Raw genomic sequence first — 16,783 nt, 5'->3', positions numbered from 1 at the left:
ACCTCAGTCGTGGCCTAATTCTTCAAGGAAAAATTGATTTAGAGCTTTCCACTCTTTCTTTTCCTCTCTAACACTTTGAACGTATGCATCCAACTCTTGGATGTTAGCTAAAATATAATCTTGAATTGGCATTATCGGATCAATTTCCATACCTTCAGCTCCCTTGACCTTGATATCAAGCAATCTTAACACATGCTCTTTCATCTCATCAGGAAGCAATTCTTTGACCAAATCGTCAAATAAAATTGGAGGAACAGAATGGTATTTTTCAATCCAACGACAGGCCAAAATAGGACGCAGCGCATAGAAATACTTTTTAGGTTTGACCTTGTCTCCTGAAAGATACTTATTCATTTGAGTTCTAGCAGTGTTCAAGTAATGGTAGAGCATTTTCTTCTCAGAAAAATACTGGTTGGCAAGAGGACGCATGCGCTCGATAAAATCCGTTTGTCGATAGACAATTGGTGACTGTAACCATTCAAACAGTGTAGGATTTGACTTATAAAGGAGTTTTAAAGTCTTGTCTAAATCCCAACCACTCACATCCCAAGTATCGTCAATTGGTAGCTCGATAACATCACGCTGTTCATTTAAACGGAGATAAAAATCTTGCTTGTGTTTGTAGATAAATCGTACATCAAAGTCACTATCGGGAGACTCAAAACCCCAGGCACGACTACCAGACTCGATAGCCCATAAAACTCTGACACCATAATCACGCTCAATTTCTGCTAATTTTTCCGGTACTAGAACATTCATTTCTTCTTGCGTTTGCATAATAAAGCCTCGTCTATATTCTGAGCATAAGTAGATGCTAAAATAGGGAATTATGGGAACTAAAAAGAATTATATCACTCTTTCAAAACTACAATCAAATAAACTAAACCTTCTATAAGCTTATTCAGACGTTTTCTATACCTGAGCCCCTTGAATGACAGAATCTCCATCCTTCCAGTTTCGAGCAATCTCTTCGTCTTTCTGGAGTTGGTCTACCAGTTCCTCTACGGAGTCGAATTTGACCATATCGCGGACACGGTCCAGCCAGTAGACCATGACTGTCTCACCGTAAATATCATCTGAAAAGTCGAAAATATTGACTTCAAAACGTGGTTCTTCACCATCAAAGGTAACATTTTTTCCAACACTTGCCATTCCACGATATCTCTGACGTTGCACTTCGATATCGACTACGTAAACACCGTCTGCCGGCATATAGGTTCGGTCTCTTAGGACCAGATTGGCTGTTGGATAACCGATAGTACGCCCACGAGCATTTCCATGAACGACCATTCCGCGAGATGGGAGCGGAGTGCCGAGCAGATGATTGACTTCCTTTACATCTCCATCAAGAATAGCCTGACGAATCCGTGTAGAACTAATCTTGCCCTTTTCGTCTTCGACCGGAGGAACAATGATGATCTCTCCATCAAAATAATCCTTCAGGTCATCCGCAGTTTTCTTATCAGAGCCAAAGGTGTAATCAAATCCTGCTACGATAATGGCTGGTTTTAAAGCTCTAACATAAGTATCAAAGAATTCTTGACCCGTTAAACTAGCAAATTTGCTACTAAAGTCGAGTAAGAATAGAGCCTCTACTCCATGCCATTTCATCTTGTGCTCCCGTTCTTCGTGATTGACGATATGGAGCATGAGTTCAGGTTGGTAAGGTTGTAAGGCAAGTTTTGGCGATTCTGTAAAGGTCATCACGACAACTGGCAGATAATCCTTCATAGAAGCCTTGCTAGCTACTTCAAAGAGTTTCTGATGTCCCTTGTGGATGCCATCAAAATAACCTAGTACAAGGACTGTATTACCTGGTACTGCAATATCTTTTTCGTTCTTAATAGGTACTGTTGTAATCATGAAACTATTATATCATAGAGAAAGTCTTTTCGCTAAGAGGAAATCCCAAATGTCGTTTTTTGCGCCTGAACTGACCTTGATGGACAATTCAAGCTATGAGTTTTAAAAAATAGCACCTCCTAAGAGATGCTATCATTTGATAACTAGTCTACTGTTTCTTCCAAGTCTTTTAACTTAACCGAAACAATCTTAGACACACCTGATTCTTGCATGGTAACTCCATAGATAGAATCCGCTGCCGCCATCGTTCCCTTACGGTGGGTCACAACGATAAACTGACTATCCTTGTCAAAACGATTGAGGTAATCCCCAAAACGTTTGACATTGGCTTCGTCCAGTGCCGCCTCTACCTCATCCAAGATAACAAAAGGAATAGTTTTGACTCGAATGATAGAGAACAACAAGGCCAAAGCCGATAGGGCTTTTTCACCACCACTCATGAGGTTGAGAGACTGGATTTTCTTACCTGGTGGTTGAACAGAAATCTCCACACCAGCTGTTAAAAGGTCGCCTTCAGTCAATATCAAGTCTGCCTGACCTCCACCAAACATCTGTCTAAAGGTCACTTTAAAGGACTCACGAATAGCTTCAAAGGTTGATTTAAAGCGTTCCTTAACCTCATCATTCATCTCTGTGATGGTCTCAAGGAGCAGGTTTTTCGCAGACAAAATATCATCTCGTTGACTATTTAGGAAATCCAAACGATTGTGGACTTCTTCGTACTGGTCAATAGCTTCTATATTGACAGGACCGAGTGAGCGAATAGCCTTCTCAAGATCTTTAACCTCTTGCTCTGCCAAAGTGAGATTTTCCAGTTCATGAGCCTTTTCTAGAGCCTCTGTGTAACTGATCTGGTACTGGTCTGTTAATTGAGCTTGTAGATAGCGCAAGCGTTCGCTGACCTTTTCCTTCTTAGCTTCAGCACGTGTTTGTTTGCGAATCCACTCTTCGTTCTGCTGGCGAGCCTGGTCCAAATGGCTGGCAATATCATCCAGTTGACCCTCGATATCATCCAACTCAAACTGCTTGCGAATCAAACCTTGTTGGAGATTGGTTTTCTGAGTTTTGGCCTCTTCCGCTTGTTGACTTAGCAGATCCGTATCCACTTTCTCAAGATTATCAACCTTTTCTTGGAGGAGGCGCTGGATTTCCTCTTGTTCGATATCCAGATTATCCAGTTCCTTACCTAAGCGTTCAATATCAGTCACTTCGTACCGCTTTTGTCCTTGCAGTTCTGACTTAAGCAAGCGCGCTTGAGAAATCTGTTCCTGCAAGTTTTGATAGCGTTCTTGAATAGCGTTTTTGTTAGACTTAATCTCTTCAATCTCAGCTTCTAGATTTTGCTTTTCACTGGTAATAGTAGCAAGGCGCTCTTGGCATTTTTCCTTGTCCGCTTGCCAATCTCCTTCAGAAAGACGATTTAATTCCTCTTCTTGAAGTTTCCAAAGCGTTTCCAGTTCTTCGACCTGCTGATTGGTTTGTTGATAAGCAAGATACAAACCTTGCTCCTGAATACGAGCTTGCTCACCCTGAGATTTGATAGCTTCTAATCTTTCTGCCAATACCGCCATCTCATCTTGCAAGGTCTTCAAACTCGCTTCTTCTGACCGCAAGTCAGCTTCTTCTTCAGCAATTTCTTTTTGTAATTGTTCCAGCTCTGGCTTGATGAAAATACTATTGTTTTGACGATTGGCACCACCCGCGTAGGAACCACCTGTACGCAACTCTGTCCCATCCAGTGTCACCATGCGAACCTGATAACGAACTTGACGAGCAGCTGCACGCGCATGTTCTACAGTATCAAAGATAGCCGTGGTAGCTAGCAAATTCTTGAAAATGGCTTCTAGTCTCTTATCAAACGACACCAACTCATATGCCATTCCCAGAAATCCTGGACTTGCTGCGATAGCATCTTGATTCTGACTAGAAATCGTACGTGCCTTGATAGTCGTCAATGGAAGAAAAGTTGCACGACCAGCTCTGTTACGTTTTAGGAAATCAATCGCCTTTGTTGCCGCGTTTTCATCTTCTACAATGATATGTTGACTGCTAGCTCCAAGCGCAATTTCTAGGGCAGTTTGATAATGTACATCAAAGGTCAAATGTTCACTGACTGCACCAACGATCCCACCAAGGCGGTCTTTTTCTTGGAGAACACTCTTAACACCCGCATAAAAATTACTATGATTTCTTAGGATATTTTCCAAACTCTGGGCTCGAGCCTGCTTGTTTTTGAGACTGTCTAGACGGTCAAAGAGTTGGCTCTGCTGGGCTTGGAAAGAAACTTTCTGCTCCTCTTGCTCCTTGGCACTAGCTTGGTAGTCAGCCAATAATTTCTGAACCTGCACCTTGGCAGTTTCAAGTTTAGCCTGTTGTTGACTGGCCTTATCTTTAGCTGTAGCCAGTTGTTCTTTCAATTTCTCAAGTTGATCTGCTTGTTTTTGAGATAACTGACGGCTGTTCTCTAGTTCATTCTCGATGCGGGTCAACTGGTTTGAGACATCCGCTTCTTCTTGTAAAAGCGCCACAAAACGTTCACGCAGGAGCTCGATCATTTGGTCAGGATCATCTGAAAAAGCCAGCAATTCCGCTTCTAGGCGATTGAGTTCCTTGTTATTTTCAACTAGACTTTCCTCTAACTGTTCCAGATTCTCTTCTTTTTCAGCCTTTTCCTTACTTAGAGCCTTTCTCTTATCTTCCAGAGTCGCCAAACGGGCTTGCGCTTCTTGTTGATTAAGGGCAACTTGCTCGGATTCCAGTTTGGATAGGGCTAGTTTTCGCTCTAAGTCACTGATCAAACTAGTCAAATCCATCAAGCTTCCTTGATCCTTGGCCATTTGAGCTTGGAGATCTTGACGTTTCTTTTTAAGACTTTGATTTTCTTCTTCTAGCTCTTGACGCTTTTGATAATAACTAGTCAAAAGTTCCTGAGCTTGCGTTAGCTCTTCTTCTGTTAACTCTAGTTCAGTCTTGTTTTCCTTGATTTGGGCAACCAGTACATCCAAGTAAACCGCCTTGCGTTGACCATCCAAGTCTAGAAACTTTCGAGCATTCTCGGCTTGTTTTGCTAAGGGCTTGATTTGATTGTCCAACTCGTAGATAATGTCTTCTAAGCGATCGAGATTGTCTTGAGTTTGTTGCAGTTTGCTTTCTGTTTCTTTTCGACGAGTCTTGTATTTTAAAACTCCAGCAGCTTCTTCAAAAATAGCTCGGCGTTCCTCTGGCTTAGAATTAAAAATCTCCTCAACCTTCCCTTGGGAAATGATGGAGAAGGAATCCCGTCCCAAACCAGTATCCAAGAAGAGGTCGTGGATATCACGCAAGCGCACTTTCTTTCCGTCAATTCGATACTCGCTATCTCCACTACGGTAAATATGACGCTCTACCTTAATGACTTGCCCCGCATCCTTGATAAAACCATCTTCATTGTCCAAGGTCACGACAACAGATGCATAATTGAGTGGTTTACGACTTTCAGTTCCAGCAAAGATAACATCGGGCATCTTGCCACCACGAAGGCTCTTGACACTAGACTCCCCTAAGGCCCATCGCAGACTTTCTGTGATATTTGACTTCCCAGAACCATTGGGCCCAACGACAGCTGTCACACCTTGGTCAAAGACGACCTTGGTCTTGTCAGCAAAGGACTTGAATCCCTGAATCTCAATCTCCTTTAAATACATGAATCCAGCCCTTTCTCAACTGCATTTTTGGCGGCCTCTTGTTCTGCCAATTTTTTAGAACGGCCTTGACCTTTTCCGATACTCTTGCCCTCAACTAGAACTTCTACATCAAAAACCTTATCATGGGCAGGCCCCGTCTCAGAGGTCACCTGGTAACGAATATCTACATCTCCATTGACCTGGAGCAGCTCTTGCAAGTGTGTCTTGTAATCCTTAATCATTTCAAAGTCACCTGCTTCAACCTTGGGAATCATGACCTGATAGATGAACTCTTTTACTCTAGAAACATCCTTGTCCAAAAGCAATGCTCCCAGAAAGGCTTCAAAGGCATCGCCAAGAATGGTGTCACGATTGCGCCCACCAGACTTTTCTTCTCCTTTTCCTAGCTTGATAAACTGATCAAACTGGCAATCACGCGCAAAACCAGCCAAACTCTCCTCACGGACAATCATAGCACGGAGTTTAGACAAATCTCCCTCTGGTTTCTTAGGATATTTTTTATACAGATATTCTGAAATCAATAATTGCAGAACAGCGTCTCCTAAAAATTCCAAGCGCTCATTGTGTGAAATTTTTAAGAGGCGGTGCTCATTGGCATAACTCGTATGAGTAAAGGCCGTTTCCAGTAAGTTTTTGTCTGCAAATTCGATTGCAAAACGCTTCTTTAGTACAGTTTGTAATTCTTTCATACCAACCTCTTTCTAACTGATAACAGTCTCTTTTATTATATCAAAAAAAGCCCCCTGAGTCACTTTAAAACGGGACTAGAGGGGATTTGAGCATTTTTTAGAACAAACTTTTCATTTTTAGGGGCAAACTTGGGGCGAGATAAAGAAAAAAGCCTTATTTAAGGCTTTCATAGGCTTTTTACATCCACCCTGAGGGAATCGAACCCCCATCTCAAGAACCGGAATCTTACGTGATATCCATTACACTAAGGGTGGAAACTTGTCTTATTATAACAGAAATTTGCTCTAATAACAAGTTTTTTATGGCTAGACTAAGCGTCCATTAGTGGGAAGCATCCCCGTTCCAGATAGAATTTTTCACGATAACATAATCAACGTGTTTGAGGTCAGCAACCTTGCGTCCACCTGCATAGGAAATAGCACTTTGCAAGTCCTGTTCCATCTCAGTAAGGGTGTCTTGCAAATGCCCTTTAGCAGGCAGTAAGATGCGCTTTCCTTCCACGTTTTTATAAGCTCCTTTTTGGTATTGAGAAGCTGAACCATAGTATTCTTTGAACTGTTCGCCGTCGACTTCAATCGTCTTTCCTGGGCTTTCAATATGACCTGCAAATAGGGAACCAATCATGACCATGCTAGCACCGAAACGGATAGACTTAGCAATATCACCATGAGTACGAATCCCACCATCAGCAATAATCGGTTTGCGAGCCGCCTTAGCACACCAGCGAAGTGCTGCCAACTGCCAACCACCTGTACCAAAACCAGTCTTGACCTTGGTGATACAAACCTTACCAGGACCAATTCCAACCTTGGTAGCATCCGCACCAGCATTTTCCAATTCACGTACAGCCTCTGGTGTTCCAACATTCCCAGCAATGACAAAAGTATCTGGCAATTCTTTCTTGATGTGTTGAATCATAGAAATCACGCTATCTGCATGACCATGAGCAATGTCAATAGTAATATACTCAGGAGCATCAGCCTTGAGTTGGCTAACAAAGTCATACTCGTAGTCCTTGACACCGACCGAAATGGAAGCAATGAGCCCTTGATCGTGCATGCGCTTGATAAAAGGAATGCGCCCCGCTTCATCAAAACGGTGCATAATGTAGAAGTATCCGCCTTTAGCCAGTTTCTCTGCAACATTCTCATCCAAAATCGTCTGCATATTTGCTGGTACAACAGGTAGTTTGAAAGTGTGATTTCCAAGTGTGACAGTGGTATCTGCTTCTGCACGGCTTTTAATGACACATTTGTTTGGGATCAACTGAATATCTTCGTAATCAAAAATTGGAAATTCATTTAACATATCGATGTCTCGTTTCTTTTGTAATGACCTACCTATGCTTACGCATCCCTACGTCTTTTCCGACGTTTCCTTGACTTATTATAAACCAAAGTACAGCTTTTGTCAAATAATTTCAATTATGAAACAATAATGTTCGGTTTTTATAATTTAAATATAAAAAGTGAGGAGATTAGTTTCTCCCCACTTCCTTATCAATATTTCTTTTAAAAATTGCTTCGGAGCTTTCCATCATTTCACAAAACTCATTATAAGATGAAGCATTCTGAGGAATTTGGATAGACAATTTCTTCAACAAAGCTCCATAACCTGCTAGCTTTCCTATCTCATTATCAACAACCTTGTCCTTGCTCGGAAAAACAAGACCAGCTTTCTCAGCTTTTAAAATATAAGAATAGGAAATCAGCTGGAATAAGTCCTCACGGTTGATTCCTTTTTCAGTATCTTCAAGTTTTTTATATTTAGCATCTAAAACTATTTTTAACTCTTTATGATAAAAATCTGGATATACTTTTCGTTTCCCAACAGAAAATACTGAAATTCCATCCGTCTTATCCTTATTTCTGGGATGTACAAAACCTTTTGGCAACAAGGTGTAAATATACTCTTCCCAGAGCCAGGAAACATCAAAGAGAATACCATGAATTTTTTGCTCTTGATATCCTAACCCATGCTTCTCTCTATTTAGGATCATCAGGCAAAGCTCCTGTAACTTTCTATACTCTCTGAAATAGGCGTGTCGGATGGGTTTCGTTTTATTCATTCTGATAATCTTAGCACGATCAGCGAGTTTATAAGCTGGGGTTGCACGAGTAATTTCTGTCATATTTTCACGATTACTATCGAGCAGAGCTCCGAAACTTTTCTGATTCTTTATGTACTCAATCGTATGTCGAATCAACTGCATGAGTGGATTATCATAGGTAAATTCCCTAGTAGTATAGGCAATATTTCCCGTAAAAGGGAGATTTTTTTTCAGATGATTTCCAACATCTAGTACACCCTTTACATGACTATCGTTATGGAAAAATCGCTGGTATTCCTTATAAAGACCTTTTCGGAGAGTAGCTTGCAGATATTTGGGAAAGAGGTAAATCAAAAGCTGATAGAGTTTATCCTCTGAAGATAGACCAACATCCAAACTAGTCAGATTTATATTGAGAACCTTTTGTAAAAGATAATGCAAAAAATGGTCGTTACTTTCATCAGAAAAACGAGAGGAAATCGTTAATCTTTCCTGACCATATCCAAGAAAACCAATTACATTTCCTGTCTTGATTTCCTGATTAACTGTTTCCAAAATCTTTTGGTCCCTGTCTAGATCAGGAGAATTCATCAAATCATTTGGGAAAATAAAAATATTGTCCTCTCGAGATAGGTTATCTAGTGTTTTATCAAGTAGTGCTTGACTAAGTTTGGGATATTCTGCGACAAAGTCCTCTTTAGCGATTCTATACTGATTATCAGTGATCCGCATTGTCATCACCAGTATCTTGGGGTTCTGTTCGCTCGTTATTTGTCAGATCAAATGCTTTTTTCAATGTATCCAGAGTTTCGGCCTCCTCATAAGAACCACGTAAGTAATCTTCCAATAGAGGTTTGAGGTAATCAGACCAGAGTAACTCATAGTCAAAATCTACATCCTGCAACTTAAGGAAATAACTTGGTCCAATATGATAATGGCTGTTTAATTCCTGAACGTTTTCGATAGCAACATTCAAATTTCTTAGACGAAGTTTTGCTTCTTCGGCTTTATCACCAAGCACCTCATCAAGCATACCAACTTGACTCTCGGCAGTAACTTCAACAAAACGGAAACGACGACGCATAGCAAAATCAAAGGTATCCACTGATCGGTCAATATCATTCATAGTTCCGATGATATAGACATTTTCAGGGATATAAAATTTCTCATCAGTCTCATGTAAATTAGCATATTGGGTAGAAACACTTCCCTTTTCACCACGATAACCAGGGTCAATAGAGAAAAAGAGTTCACCAAAAATCTTTGAAATCTCTCCACGATTGATTTCATCGATGATGAAGACGAATTTCTTATCAGTATCAATTTCTGTTGGGGAAACATAGTCTTTCAAACCAAATCTCTTTCTCAATGTTTCTAGGACAGTTTTTCCACCACTTTTGTAGTATTCTTGCTTATTATAATTTTTATCTTTATACAACTCGTAAACATATTTGCGAGGTAGTGACCATCCTGGAACACCACTATCATAATTTACTGACAAATTTTGTCTACTATTAACAGATAAGTAAGATGTTTTTGTTATATATTCTTTTTCTTCAGCAACATTTATATATTCTAAGTAAGAATCCCAAGCCTCCTCAAAATTATCTTGTCCTCCAATCAATTGGGCTTCTTTTGCTTTCTGACAAAAATCTTTAAAAATACCATCCTGTAGCTTAAACTCAATAGCTCCATCCCCATTTGATACTGGTCTCAACCCCTCTACAAAATCCGTATAATCATAGGAAGGGTGAAACTGTACAAAGCCGATTTGGTCTTCGTTGCCATCCGTTAATTCTTTAGCTATTTCTTTAGCAAGATAAGTTTTTCCTGTACCAGGTGCACCACGGAGAATGAGGTTTTTGGATTGTAATAAGATATTACTCAAGGTATGATGAAAATTATTTTGTTCAGACATTTCTTTCTCTCCTTGCTTATCATTACTGTCTATAATATCTTTTGAATACTCAAATAAAATACTACCCAACATTGAAGATTCTAGTTCAGGATATGTTTTAGAAAACAGTTTAAAAATCTCATGATTCTGACGATAGGGTCCTCCTTGATTGCTTTGGGGAATCAACCTATTCCAAAATTCATTTTGACTATTCATATTTACTCCTAAAAAAGAAGGATTCTCAGAATAAATACAAAGTAGTTTTGTTACCACTGCAGAACGCCTAATAAATTCATTCTTTGACTGTTTCATGTCAAAGATAGGATTATTGAAATCCAACATTCTACCAGCTTGGATGATCTCATACAAATCCGATTTTAATTTGTTAAATCGGCCTTCTAGTTCCGATTCTGGAATGATTTTATTTGCTTGATTCTTATAGCTTTTGGTATCCTCATTCCAATAAATACCAAATTTTGAAGAACCTCCTCCACCAATCCCCATAAATAATGATTGGTACTTTCCTATCTCAAGAGTATAGCAAAAAGAATTACTTTTAGCACCTTTCCCAATGACGTATTCATCGATAGACATGGTTAAAATTCTATCAAGTGGCCATTCTTTAAGAAATTCTTCACGTAATTTTTCATTGTGAACACTATATTTAAATGCATCTTCTCTTAATCTTATTTTATTTTCTTGGTACCAAGCATAAAAATCTTCCAAGCTAACCTTTCTTTTATCCATCAATCTTACTCCTTTTATAATAGTGTTCGAATAAAAACTATATATTTCATATATAGAATATCATATCCTATAGAAAAAGAAAAGAATTTCTAAAGAAAAAGCCCAGTGTCAGGAGATTAAATATCTCATAACACTGGACTCTTTTTTATCCTAATAATACTCACCTTGACGGTAGTCCCATGAGTTAAAGGTATCTGACAAATGCATCATGATTTTATCAATATCAAGCCCTTTGCGGATAACAACTGGAGCTGGTGAGATTGAACGGTCTCCTCCTTGTTCTGGGATGAGCTTACCATCTTTATCAACCATAGACACCATCACGCCTTGCTCGTAGCGTGTTTCAATCGTTTTGTCAGGTTGGATAGATGCCACATAGTCATCTGCTTCGATGACAAGGTCCACTGCTCCTTCGATCCGTGCTCCGATCCCTTCCACCTTACCACGGTTTCCTTTACCAGATGGGTTGGCTGATGAGGCGTAGACCATTTTACCTTCTTCCCAGAGTTTGGCAGCCAATTGTTCACCAGCTTTCCCAAATTTGATGACAAAACAGCTAGTACCACGAACGTCTGTCATGAGTTCTTCGCGACCATCACCGTATGCTTTCAATTTCTCAAAAGCTTCTGGTTTCCAAGGAAGGATACAACCTAGGAGAATGTCTTCGTCCCAATGTTTTTGGTAGAAGGCTTCAATTTCTGGGTTGAGTTGTGCTAAAGCGCGAAGCTCATCCATGCTTCCACAAAGTACAACACCTGGTTTGTTGCGGTTACGCTCTTTGGCTTCAAATTTGCGCTCAAGTCCTGCCTTATCGCTCGTCATGATAATGTAACCAACTTTTGTAGGGCATACAATGCACCCGCCCTCACCTTTTAAAATGTCATAGCCTTCTTGTGAAAGTGTTCCGTTCCATTGAATGTGTTTTGTCATAATTCTATAGTTCCTTTTCTATTTTTTTCTAATACCGCCAGTAGGCTGGTCGTTGTTTTTCATAGGCAGCAATCAAATCTTCATACTGCAAAGTAATTCCGATATCATCCAAACCATTTAAGAGCTTGTGTTTCCACTCGCTATCGATTTCGAAAGTGAATTCTCCAACTGGTGAGATGATTTTTTGTTGTTCCAAGTCCACAGTTACCTGGTCGGTCGGTTTGAGTTGGGCTAGTTTCTCTCTAACCTCTCTAGGCTGAACAATGGGCAACATGCCATTATTGAGTTCATTATTGTAATGAATGTCCCCGAAAGATCCTGCAATCACGACCTTAAAACCATAGTCGGCTAGAGCCCAAGCTGCGTGTTCCCTTGAAGAACCTGCCCCAAAGTTATCCCCTGAGATGAGGATACTGGCTTTACGATATTCAGGTCGGTTAAAGACAAAGTCTGGATCCTCAGTATACTTATCGTCCAAATAACGCCAAGCATACATGAGGTACTTACCAAAGCCTTTCTTATCAATTAACTTGAGAAACTGCTTGGGGAGGATTTGGTCAGTGTCAATGTTATCATTCATGAGAGGAACGGTCGTTCCCGTATAAACTGTAAATTTCTCCATATCCTCTCCTTACTGGGCCTCTGGCATTTGCCGAACATCTACGAAGCGCCCTGCGATAGCCGCCGCAGCTGCCATAGCTGGACTGCAAAGATGGGTCTTAGCGCCAAATCCCTGTCTGTCTTCAAAGTTACGGTTGCTGGTTGAGGCACAGTGAACCCCATCAGGAACCTTGTCCGGATTCATCCCTAAGCACATAGAGCAACCTGGGTCTCTCCACTCAAAGCCAGCGTCTAAGAATACTTTATCCAAGCCCAACTTCTCCGCAGCTCGTTTGACAGGACGCGATCCTGGCACTACAATTGCTGTTAGATTGGGAGCAATTTTCTTCCCTTTGACAAATCGCGCAGCCAGCTGTAAGTCACTGAGTCGAGCATTGGTACAAGACCCGATAAAGATATAACCTAGTTCAATATCCGCTGGCTTTTGACCAGGCTCCAAGTCCATGTAATGATAAGCACGTTCATCGTTCATATCCTTAATTTCTGGGAAGCTACTGTCAAAGTCAACGCCCATAGCAGGATTGGTTCCCCAGGTCACCATAGGAGCCAAGTCTGAGACATCCATCCGGATAACCTTATCATAAACAGCATCGTCATCGCTGACAAGCGTCTTCCAGTCAGCAACAGCCTCCTCGAAAGCTTCGGGAACACATTCCCGTCCCTTGAGATAGTCATAGGTAGTCTGGTCTGGATTCATGATTCCCATCTTGGAGCCAAACTCGATGGACATATTGCAGATGGTCATTCTCTCTTCCATGCTCAGTGCATCAATGGCTTCTCCACGATATTCAACCACATAGCCAACACCACAGGCAACGCCGTACTTGGCAATTAAGGCGAGAATGTAATCCTTAGAATAAACTCCTTTTTGAGGAACACCAGTGAATTCTACCAGCATTTTCTTGGGTTTAACTTGCCAGAGTGTCTGGGTAGCAAAGACATGCTCGACCTCACTGGTCCCAATCCCAAAGGCGATAGCTCCGAAAGCTCCGTGGGTAGCTGTGTGGCTGTCTCCACAGACGATGAATTTTCCTGGTTGTGTCCGTCCTGTCTCTGGACCTACCATGTGAACGATTCCCTGCTTTTCAGAACCGTGGGCAGCATGTTCAATCCCAAACTCCTCAACATTTTCAGCGAGCTTATCAATTTGAGCCTTAGAAATAACATCTCGAATATCGTAGATATTGACCGTTGGTACATTATGATCAAAAGTTCCAAATGTCAAGTCTGGCCGTCTCAATCTGCGACCTGCATCTCGTAATCCTTGAAAAGCTTGGGGACTGGTCACTTCATGAATATAGTGCTGATCCACATACATGAGTTGGGGCTGCCCTTCTTCTCCTGTGATGACATGACGGTCCCATAATTTATCAAAAATCGATTTTCCTGCCATCCATTACCTCCAAATAAAATATAAGGCTACTAGTGTGGTCACCATCCCGAGAAACCAAACTGTTTTAAAGTACCATTTTCTAGTCTTGTGGTGAAAGGTGATTCCTGCCAACCAGGCACCAAAACCACCACAAGTAAGGGCTAAAATGAGTAAGATTTTCTCTGGGACGCGCCAAGCACCTCTTCTTGCCTTGGATTTGTCAATGCCATAAATCAAGAAAATCAGCAAATTGCAAATCAAGAGGGCAAGCGTGATTCCTTCATTTATCTTCATAATCTTTCAATGATGGCTTCTGTCATTTCCTTGGTTGAAGCCTGTCCTCCAATATCTCTTGTTAAAATGCCAGCCGCTAAACTAGCTTCAACAGCACGCTCGATACGCTCTGCATCCTCATGACGTCCAAAGCTATCTCTCAACATCATGGCCACTGATAAAACCATAGAGATAGGATTGGCAATTCCTTGACCTGCAATATCAGGTGCCGAACCATGAATAGGTTCATAAAGACTTGGACCTTTTTCAGAATGACTAGCCGATGGCATGACTCCAAGCGTGCCAGATAGAACGCTTGATTCATCAGATAAGATATCTCCGAAAAGATTCTCTGTCACGATGACATCAAACTTAGCAGGATTGGTAATCATGAGCATGGCAGCTGAGTCCACCAACTGGTCTTCCAAGGTCACATCTGGGAAATCCTGCGCGACTTCCTCAGCTACTCTGCGCCAGAGTTTTGATGTTGCTAGAACATTTTGCTTATCGATACTAGTAACGATTTTTCTGCGACTTCTTGCAATTTCAAATGCCTTGCGAATGATCCGCTCTACTTCCTCATAGCTGTAGTCGTTGATATCACGCGCTTTGCGCTCTTCAAGGATATGATCCCCAAAGTAAATCCCACCTGTCAACTCACGTACCACGACAAAGTCTACACCAGTAATTCGTTCTGGTTTAAGTGGTGACAAATGCTTAAGACTATCAAAGATTTTTACAGGGCGAATATTGGCATAAAGATTGAGTTCCTTACGAAGAGCCAGCAAGCCTTGTTCAGGTCGAATCGCTGCCCCATCATACTGAGGACTACCGATAGCCGCAAGGAGAATAGCATCTGCTTCTCTACATGCCTTGAGGGTTTCATCAGGTAAGGGATGCCCCACAGCATCAATACCTGCACCTCCAAAAGGTCGTCTATCAATCTCATAGTCAAAACCTGTTTTTAAAGCTAGAGCTTCCAGAACCGCTAAACCAGCTTCCATAATTTCTGGACCGATTCCATCCCCTGCTAGAGCTACTATTTTCTTTGTCATAGCCTTCTCCTTTACACACTAGGCAGGTCTCGGTAGGAAACGCTATGCCCCATCTCACCTGCATTCTCTTTTTGAACAAAAGTATTGGCATTGATATAAGCAATAGCCGAAGCTTTCAACACATCGAAATCAAGACCTGCTGCGTTAAAGATGGTTTCTGTATCTCTGTTTTCAACAGTAACCAAGACACGAGCTTGAGCATCAATTCCATCTGTCACAGCGTCAATGGTATAGGACACCAAGCGGACAGATTGGTTAAAGAACTTATCGATAGCGTTAAAGATCGCTTCAACAGAGCCTTGCCCTGTCGCATTAAATTCTACTTTTTCACCATCCATATTGGCTAGACTAACGAGCGCTTCAATCTCATTATCTGCATGGGTTTGAAGTTGTAAATCATCAAAGTGGAAGCCTTCTGGATTTTCAACCATGGTTCCAGCTACCAGAGCTCGAATATCTGCATCCGTGATTTCTTGCTTTTTATCAGCTAACGCCTTGAACTTAGCAAAGAGTGGTTTGATATCCTCTTCTGTAAAGTCTAGAGCCAATTCTCTTAGTTTCTCAACAAAGGCATGCCGACCAGACAATTTACCAAGTGGAAGGCTATTACTCTTGACACCGACCAATTCAGGTGTGATGATCTCATAAGTGAGAGGATTTTTAAGGACTCCATCTTGGTGAATACCCGATTCATGAGAGAAGGCATTACCACCAACGACAGCCTTATTTTTAGGAACTGGAATACCCGAGAAGCGAGAAACCATTTCTGACGTATTCATTGTTTCATCCAAAACAATATCACTAGTTGCTTGGAAGAAATCCTCACGAATCTTCAAAGCAACAGCTACTTCTTCAAGAGCAACATTACCTGCGCGTTCACCGATACCATTAATAGTTCCCTGGACACGTCCAGCACCGTGTTTAATTGCTGTCAAAGTATTTGCAGTTGCCATACCGAGATCATCGTGACAGTGGACACCAAAGACAACTTTATGATCTGATTTAATATTTTCAGTCAAGTGATCAAAGATACGTGCAAACTCTTCTGGAGTTGTAAAGCCAACTGTGTCAGGGATATTGATATAAGATGCACCTGCATCAACCGCTGTTTGAACGACTTGCAAGAGGAAATCCAACTCTGTTCTAGTCGCATCTTCAGGAGAGAATTCGACGATTTCAAACTTAGAACGTGCATAAGAAACATGTTTCTTGATAGCTTCTAAAATCTCTTCCTTGCTTTTATTGAGCTTATACTTGCGGTGAATCGGACTGGTAGCGATAAAGACATGAATTTGAGGATACTTGGCATCCTTAAGAGCCTCATAACAAGCATCAATATCAGATTTTACAGAACGAGCTAATCCTGTCACTGCTGTTTTTTTCATGGCTTTAGCAATTTCTTGAACAGCTATAAATGAATCTGGACTAGCAGCCGGAAAACCAGCTTCAATTACAGAAATTCCCCATTTCTCCAGCTGTCTTGCAATGGAAACTTTTTCCTTTATTGAGAAGTTAACACCAGGTGTTTGCTCCCCATCACGAAGGCTTGTATCAAAAAATTCAACTTTACGCATAAGATTTCCCCTTTTCCAAATGTGGTTT

13 protein-coding genes and 1 tRNA gene are annotated in these 16,783 nt (G+C 41.1%); all 14 read right to left on the bottom strand.

Annotation, left to right across the window (positions count from 1 at the left end):
* Positions 1-3: 3 nt before the first annotated feature.
* Entirely contained in the window at positions 4-777 is a 774-nt protein-coding gene (locus tag MK395_RS02985; RefSeq protein WP_049478177.1) for a nucleotidyltransferase domain-containing protein, read from the bottom strand.
* A 135-nt stretch (positions 778-912) separates the two neighbouring features.
* Positions 913-1,863, bottom strand: a complete 951-nt coding sequence (locus tag MK395_RS02980; protein ID WP_268711244.1) for a bifunctional riboflavin kinase/FAD synthetase — start codon at positions 1,861-1,863, stop codon at positions 913-915.
* 143 nt (positions 1,864-2,006) lie between these two features.
* Positions 2,007-5,546 carry a chromosome segregation protein SMC gene (smc, locus tag MK395_RS02975; RefSeq protein ID WP_268711243.1) on the bottom strand — a complete coding sequence of 1,180 codons (3,540 nt, stop codon included), beginning with the start codon at positions 5,544-5,546 and terminating at the stop codon, positions 2,007-2,009.
* Positions 5,537-6,235, bottom strand: a complete 699-nt coding sequence (gene rnc, locus MK395_RS02970; protein ID WP_268711242.1) for a ribonuclease III — start codon at positions 6,233-6,235, stop codon at positions 5,537-5,539. Before rnc ends, smc begins: the two co-directional genes overlap by 10 nt.
* 183 nt (positions 6,236-6,418) lie before the next feature.
* Positions 6,419-6,490, bottom strand: a tRNA-Arg gene (locus MK395_RS02965).
* Positions 6,491-6,557: 67 nt separating this feature from the next.
* The gene (locus MK395_RS02960; protein WP_247940928.1) at positions 6,558-7,544 is read right to left on the bottom strand and encodes a GMP reductase; all 987 of its coding nucleotides are present in this window, start codon (positions 7,542-7,544) and stop codon (positions 6,558-6,560) included.
* Between the two features lie 169 nt (positions 7,545-7,713).
* Entirely contained in the window at positions 7,714-9,018 is a 1,305-nt protein-coding gene (locus tag MK395_RS02955) for an McrC family protein (RefSeq protein ID WP_268711669.1), read from the bottom strand.
* On the bottom strand, positions 9,005-10,930 hold the full coding sequence (locus MK395_RS02950) for an McrB family protein (RefSeq protein WP_268711241.1): 1,926 nt from the start codon (positions 10,928-10,930) through the stop codon (positions 9,005-9,007). The genes MK395_RS02955 and MK395_RS02950 overlap by 14 nt, the downstream gene beginning before the upstream one ends.
* A 150-nt stretch (positions 10,931-11,080) precedes the next feature.
* Complete coding sequence (locus tag MK395_RS02945) at positions 11,081-11,860, bottom strand: L-threonylcarbamoyladenylate synthase (protein WP_268711240.1); 780 nt, start codon at positions 11,858-11,860, stop codon at positions 11,081-11,083.
* A gap of 28 nt (positions 11,861-11,888) precedes the next feature.
* Positions 11,889-12,482: a 3-isopropylmalate dehydratase small subunit gene (leuD, locus tag MK395_RS02940; RefSeq protein WP_045591170.1), complete on the bottom strand. Its 594-nt coding sequence runs from the start codon at positions 12,480-12,482 to the stop codon at positions 11,889-11,891.
* 9 nt (positions 12,483-12,491) lie between these two features.
* The gene (gene leuC, locus MK395_RS02935) at positions 12,492-13,874 is read right to left on the bottom strand and encodes a 3-isopropylmalate dehydratase large subunit (protein WP_000907564.1); all 1,383 of its coding nucleotides are present in this window, start codon (positions 13,872-13,874) and stop codon (positions 12,492-12,494) included.
* A 3-nt stretch (positions 13,875-13,877) separates the two neighbouring features.
* On the bottom strand, positions 13,878-14,147 hold the full coding sequence (locus MK395_RS02930) for a DUF1294 domain-containing protein (RefSeq protein ID WP_217970815.1): 270 nt from the start codon (positions 14,145-14,147) through the stop codon (positions 13,878-13,880).
* Entirely contained in the window at positions 14,144-15,181 is a 1,038-nt protein-coding gene (leuB, locus tag MK395_RS02925) for a 3-isopropylmalate dehydrogenase (protein WP_268711239.1), read from the bottom strand. Before leuB ends, MK395_RS02930 begins: the two co-directional genes overlap by 4 nt.
* A gap of 11 nt (positions 15,182-15,192) precedes the next feature.
* Positions 15,193-16,755 carry a 2-isopropylmalate synthase gene (locus tag MK395_RS02920; RefSeq protein WP_268711238.1) on the bottom strand — a complete coding sequence of 521 codons (1,563 nt, stop codon included), beginning with the start codon at positions 16,753-16,755 and terminating at the stop codon, positions 15,193-15,195.
* Positions 16,756-16,783 lie beyond the last annotated feature (28 nt).

The sequence above is a fragment of the Streptococcus oralis genome, assembly GCF_026782085.1.
GTDB lineage: Bacteria > Bacillota > Bacilli > Lactobacillales > Streptococcaceae > Streptococcus > Streptococcus oralis_DA.
This window is presented reverse-complemented; position numbering and strand designations above follow the sequence as displayed.

Bases quoted from the DNA above. Each gene is read 5' to 3' on its own strand.
- MK395_RS02985 (WP_049478177.1), bottom strand. From the start codon at position 777: ATGCAAACGCAAGAAGAAATGAATGTTCTAGTACCGGAAAAATTAGCA.
- MK395_RS02980 (WP_268711244.1), bottom strand. From the start codon at position 1,863: ATGATTACAACAGTACCTATTAAGAACGAAAAAGATATTGCAGTACCA.
- smc (WP_268711243.1), bottom strand. From the start codon at position 5,546: ATGTATTTAAAGGAGATTGAGATTCAGGGATTCAAGTCCTTTGCTGAC.
- rnc (WP_268711242.1), bottom strand. From the start codon at position 6,235: ATGAAAGAATTACAAACTGTACTAAAGAAGCGTTTTGCAATCGAATTT.
- MK395_RS02960 (WP_247940928.1), bottom strand. From the start codon at position 7,544: ATGTTAAATGAATTTCCAATTTTTGATTACGAAGATATTCAGTTGATC.
- MK395_RS02955 (WP_268711669.1), bottom strand. From the start codon at position 9,018: ATGCGGATCACTGATAATCAGTATAGAATCGCTAAAGAGGACTTTGTC.
- MK395_RS02950 (WP_268711241.1), bottom strand. From the start codon at position 10,930: ATGGATAAAAGAAAGGTTAGCTTGGAAGATTTTTATGCTTGGTACCAA.
- MK395_RS02945 (WP_268711240.1), bottom strand. From the start codon at position 11,860: ATGACAAAACACATTCAATGGAACGGAACACTTTCACAAGAAGGCTAT.
- leuD (WP_045591170.1), bottom strand. From the start codon at position 12,482: ATGGAGAAATTTACAGTTTATACGGGAACGACCGTTCCTCTCATGAAT.
- leuC (WP_000907564.1), bottom strand. From the start codon at position 13,874: ATGGCAGGAAAATCGATTTTTGATAAATTATGGGACCGTCATGTCATC.
- MK395_RS02930 (WP_217970815.1), bottom strand. From the start codon at position 14,147: ATGAAGATAAATGAAGGAATCACGCTTGCCCTCTTGATTTGCAATTTG.
- leuB (WP_268711239.1), bottom strand. From the start codon at position 15,181: ATGACAAAGAAAATAGTAGCTCTAGCAGGGGATGGAATCGGTCCAGAA.
- MK395_RS02920 (WP_268711238.1), bottom strand. From the start codon at position 16,755: ATGCGTAAAGTTGAATTTTTTGATACAAGCCTTCGTGATGGGGAGCAA.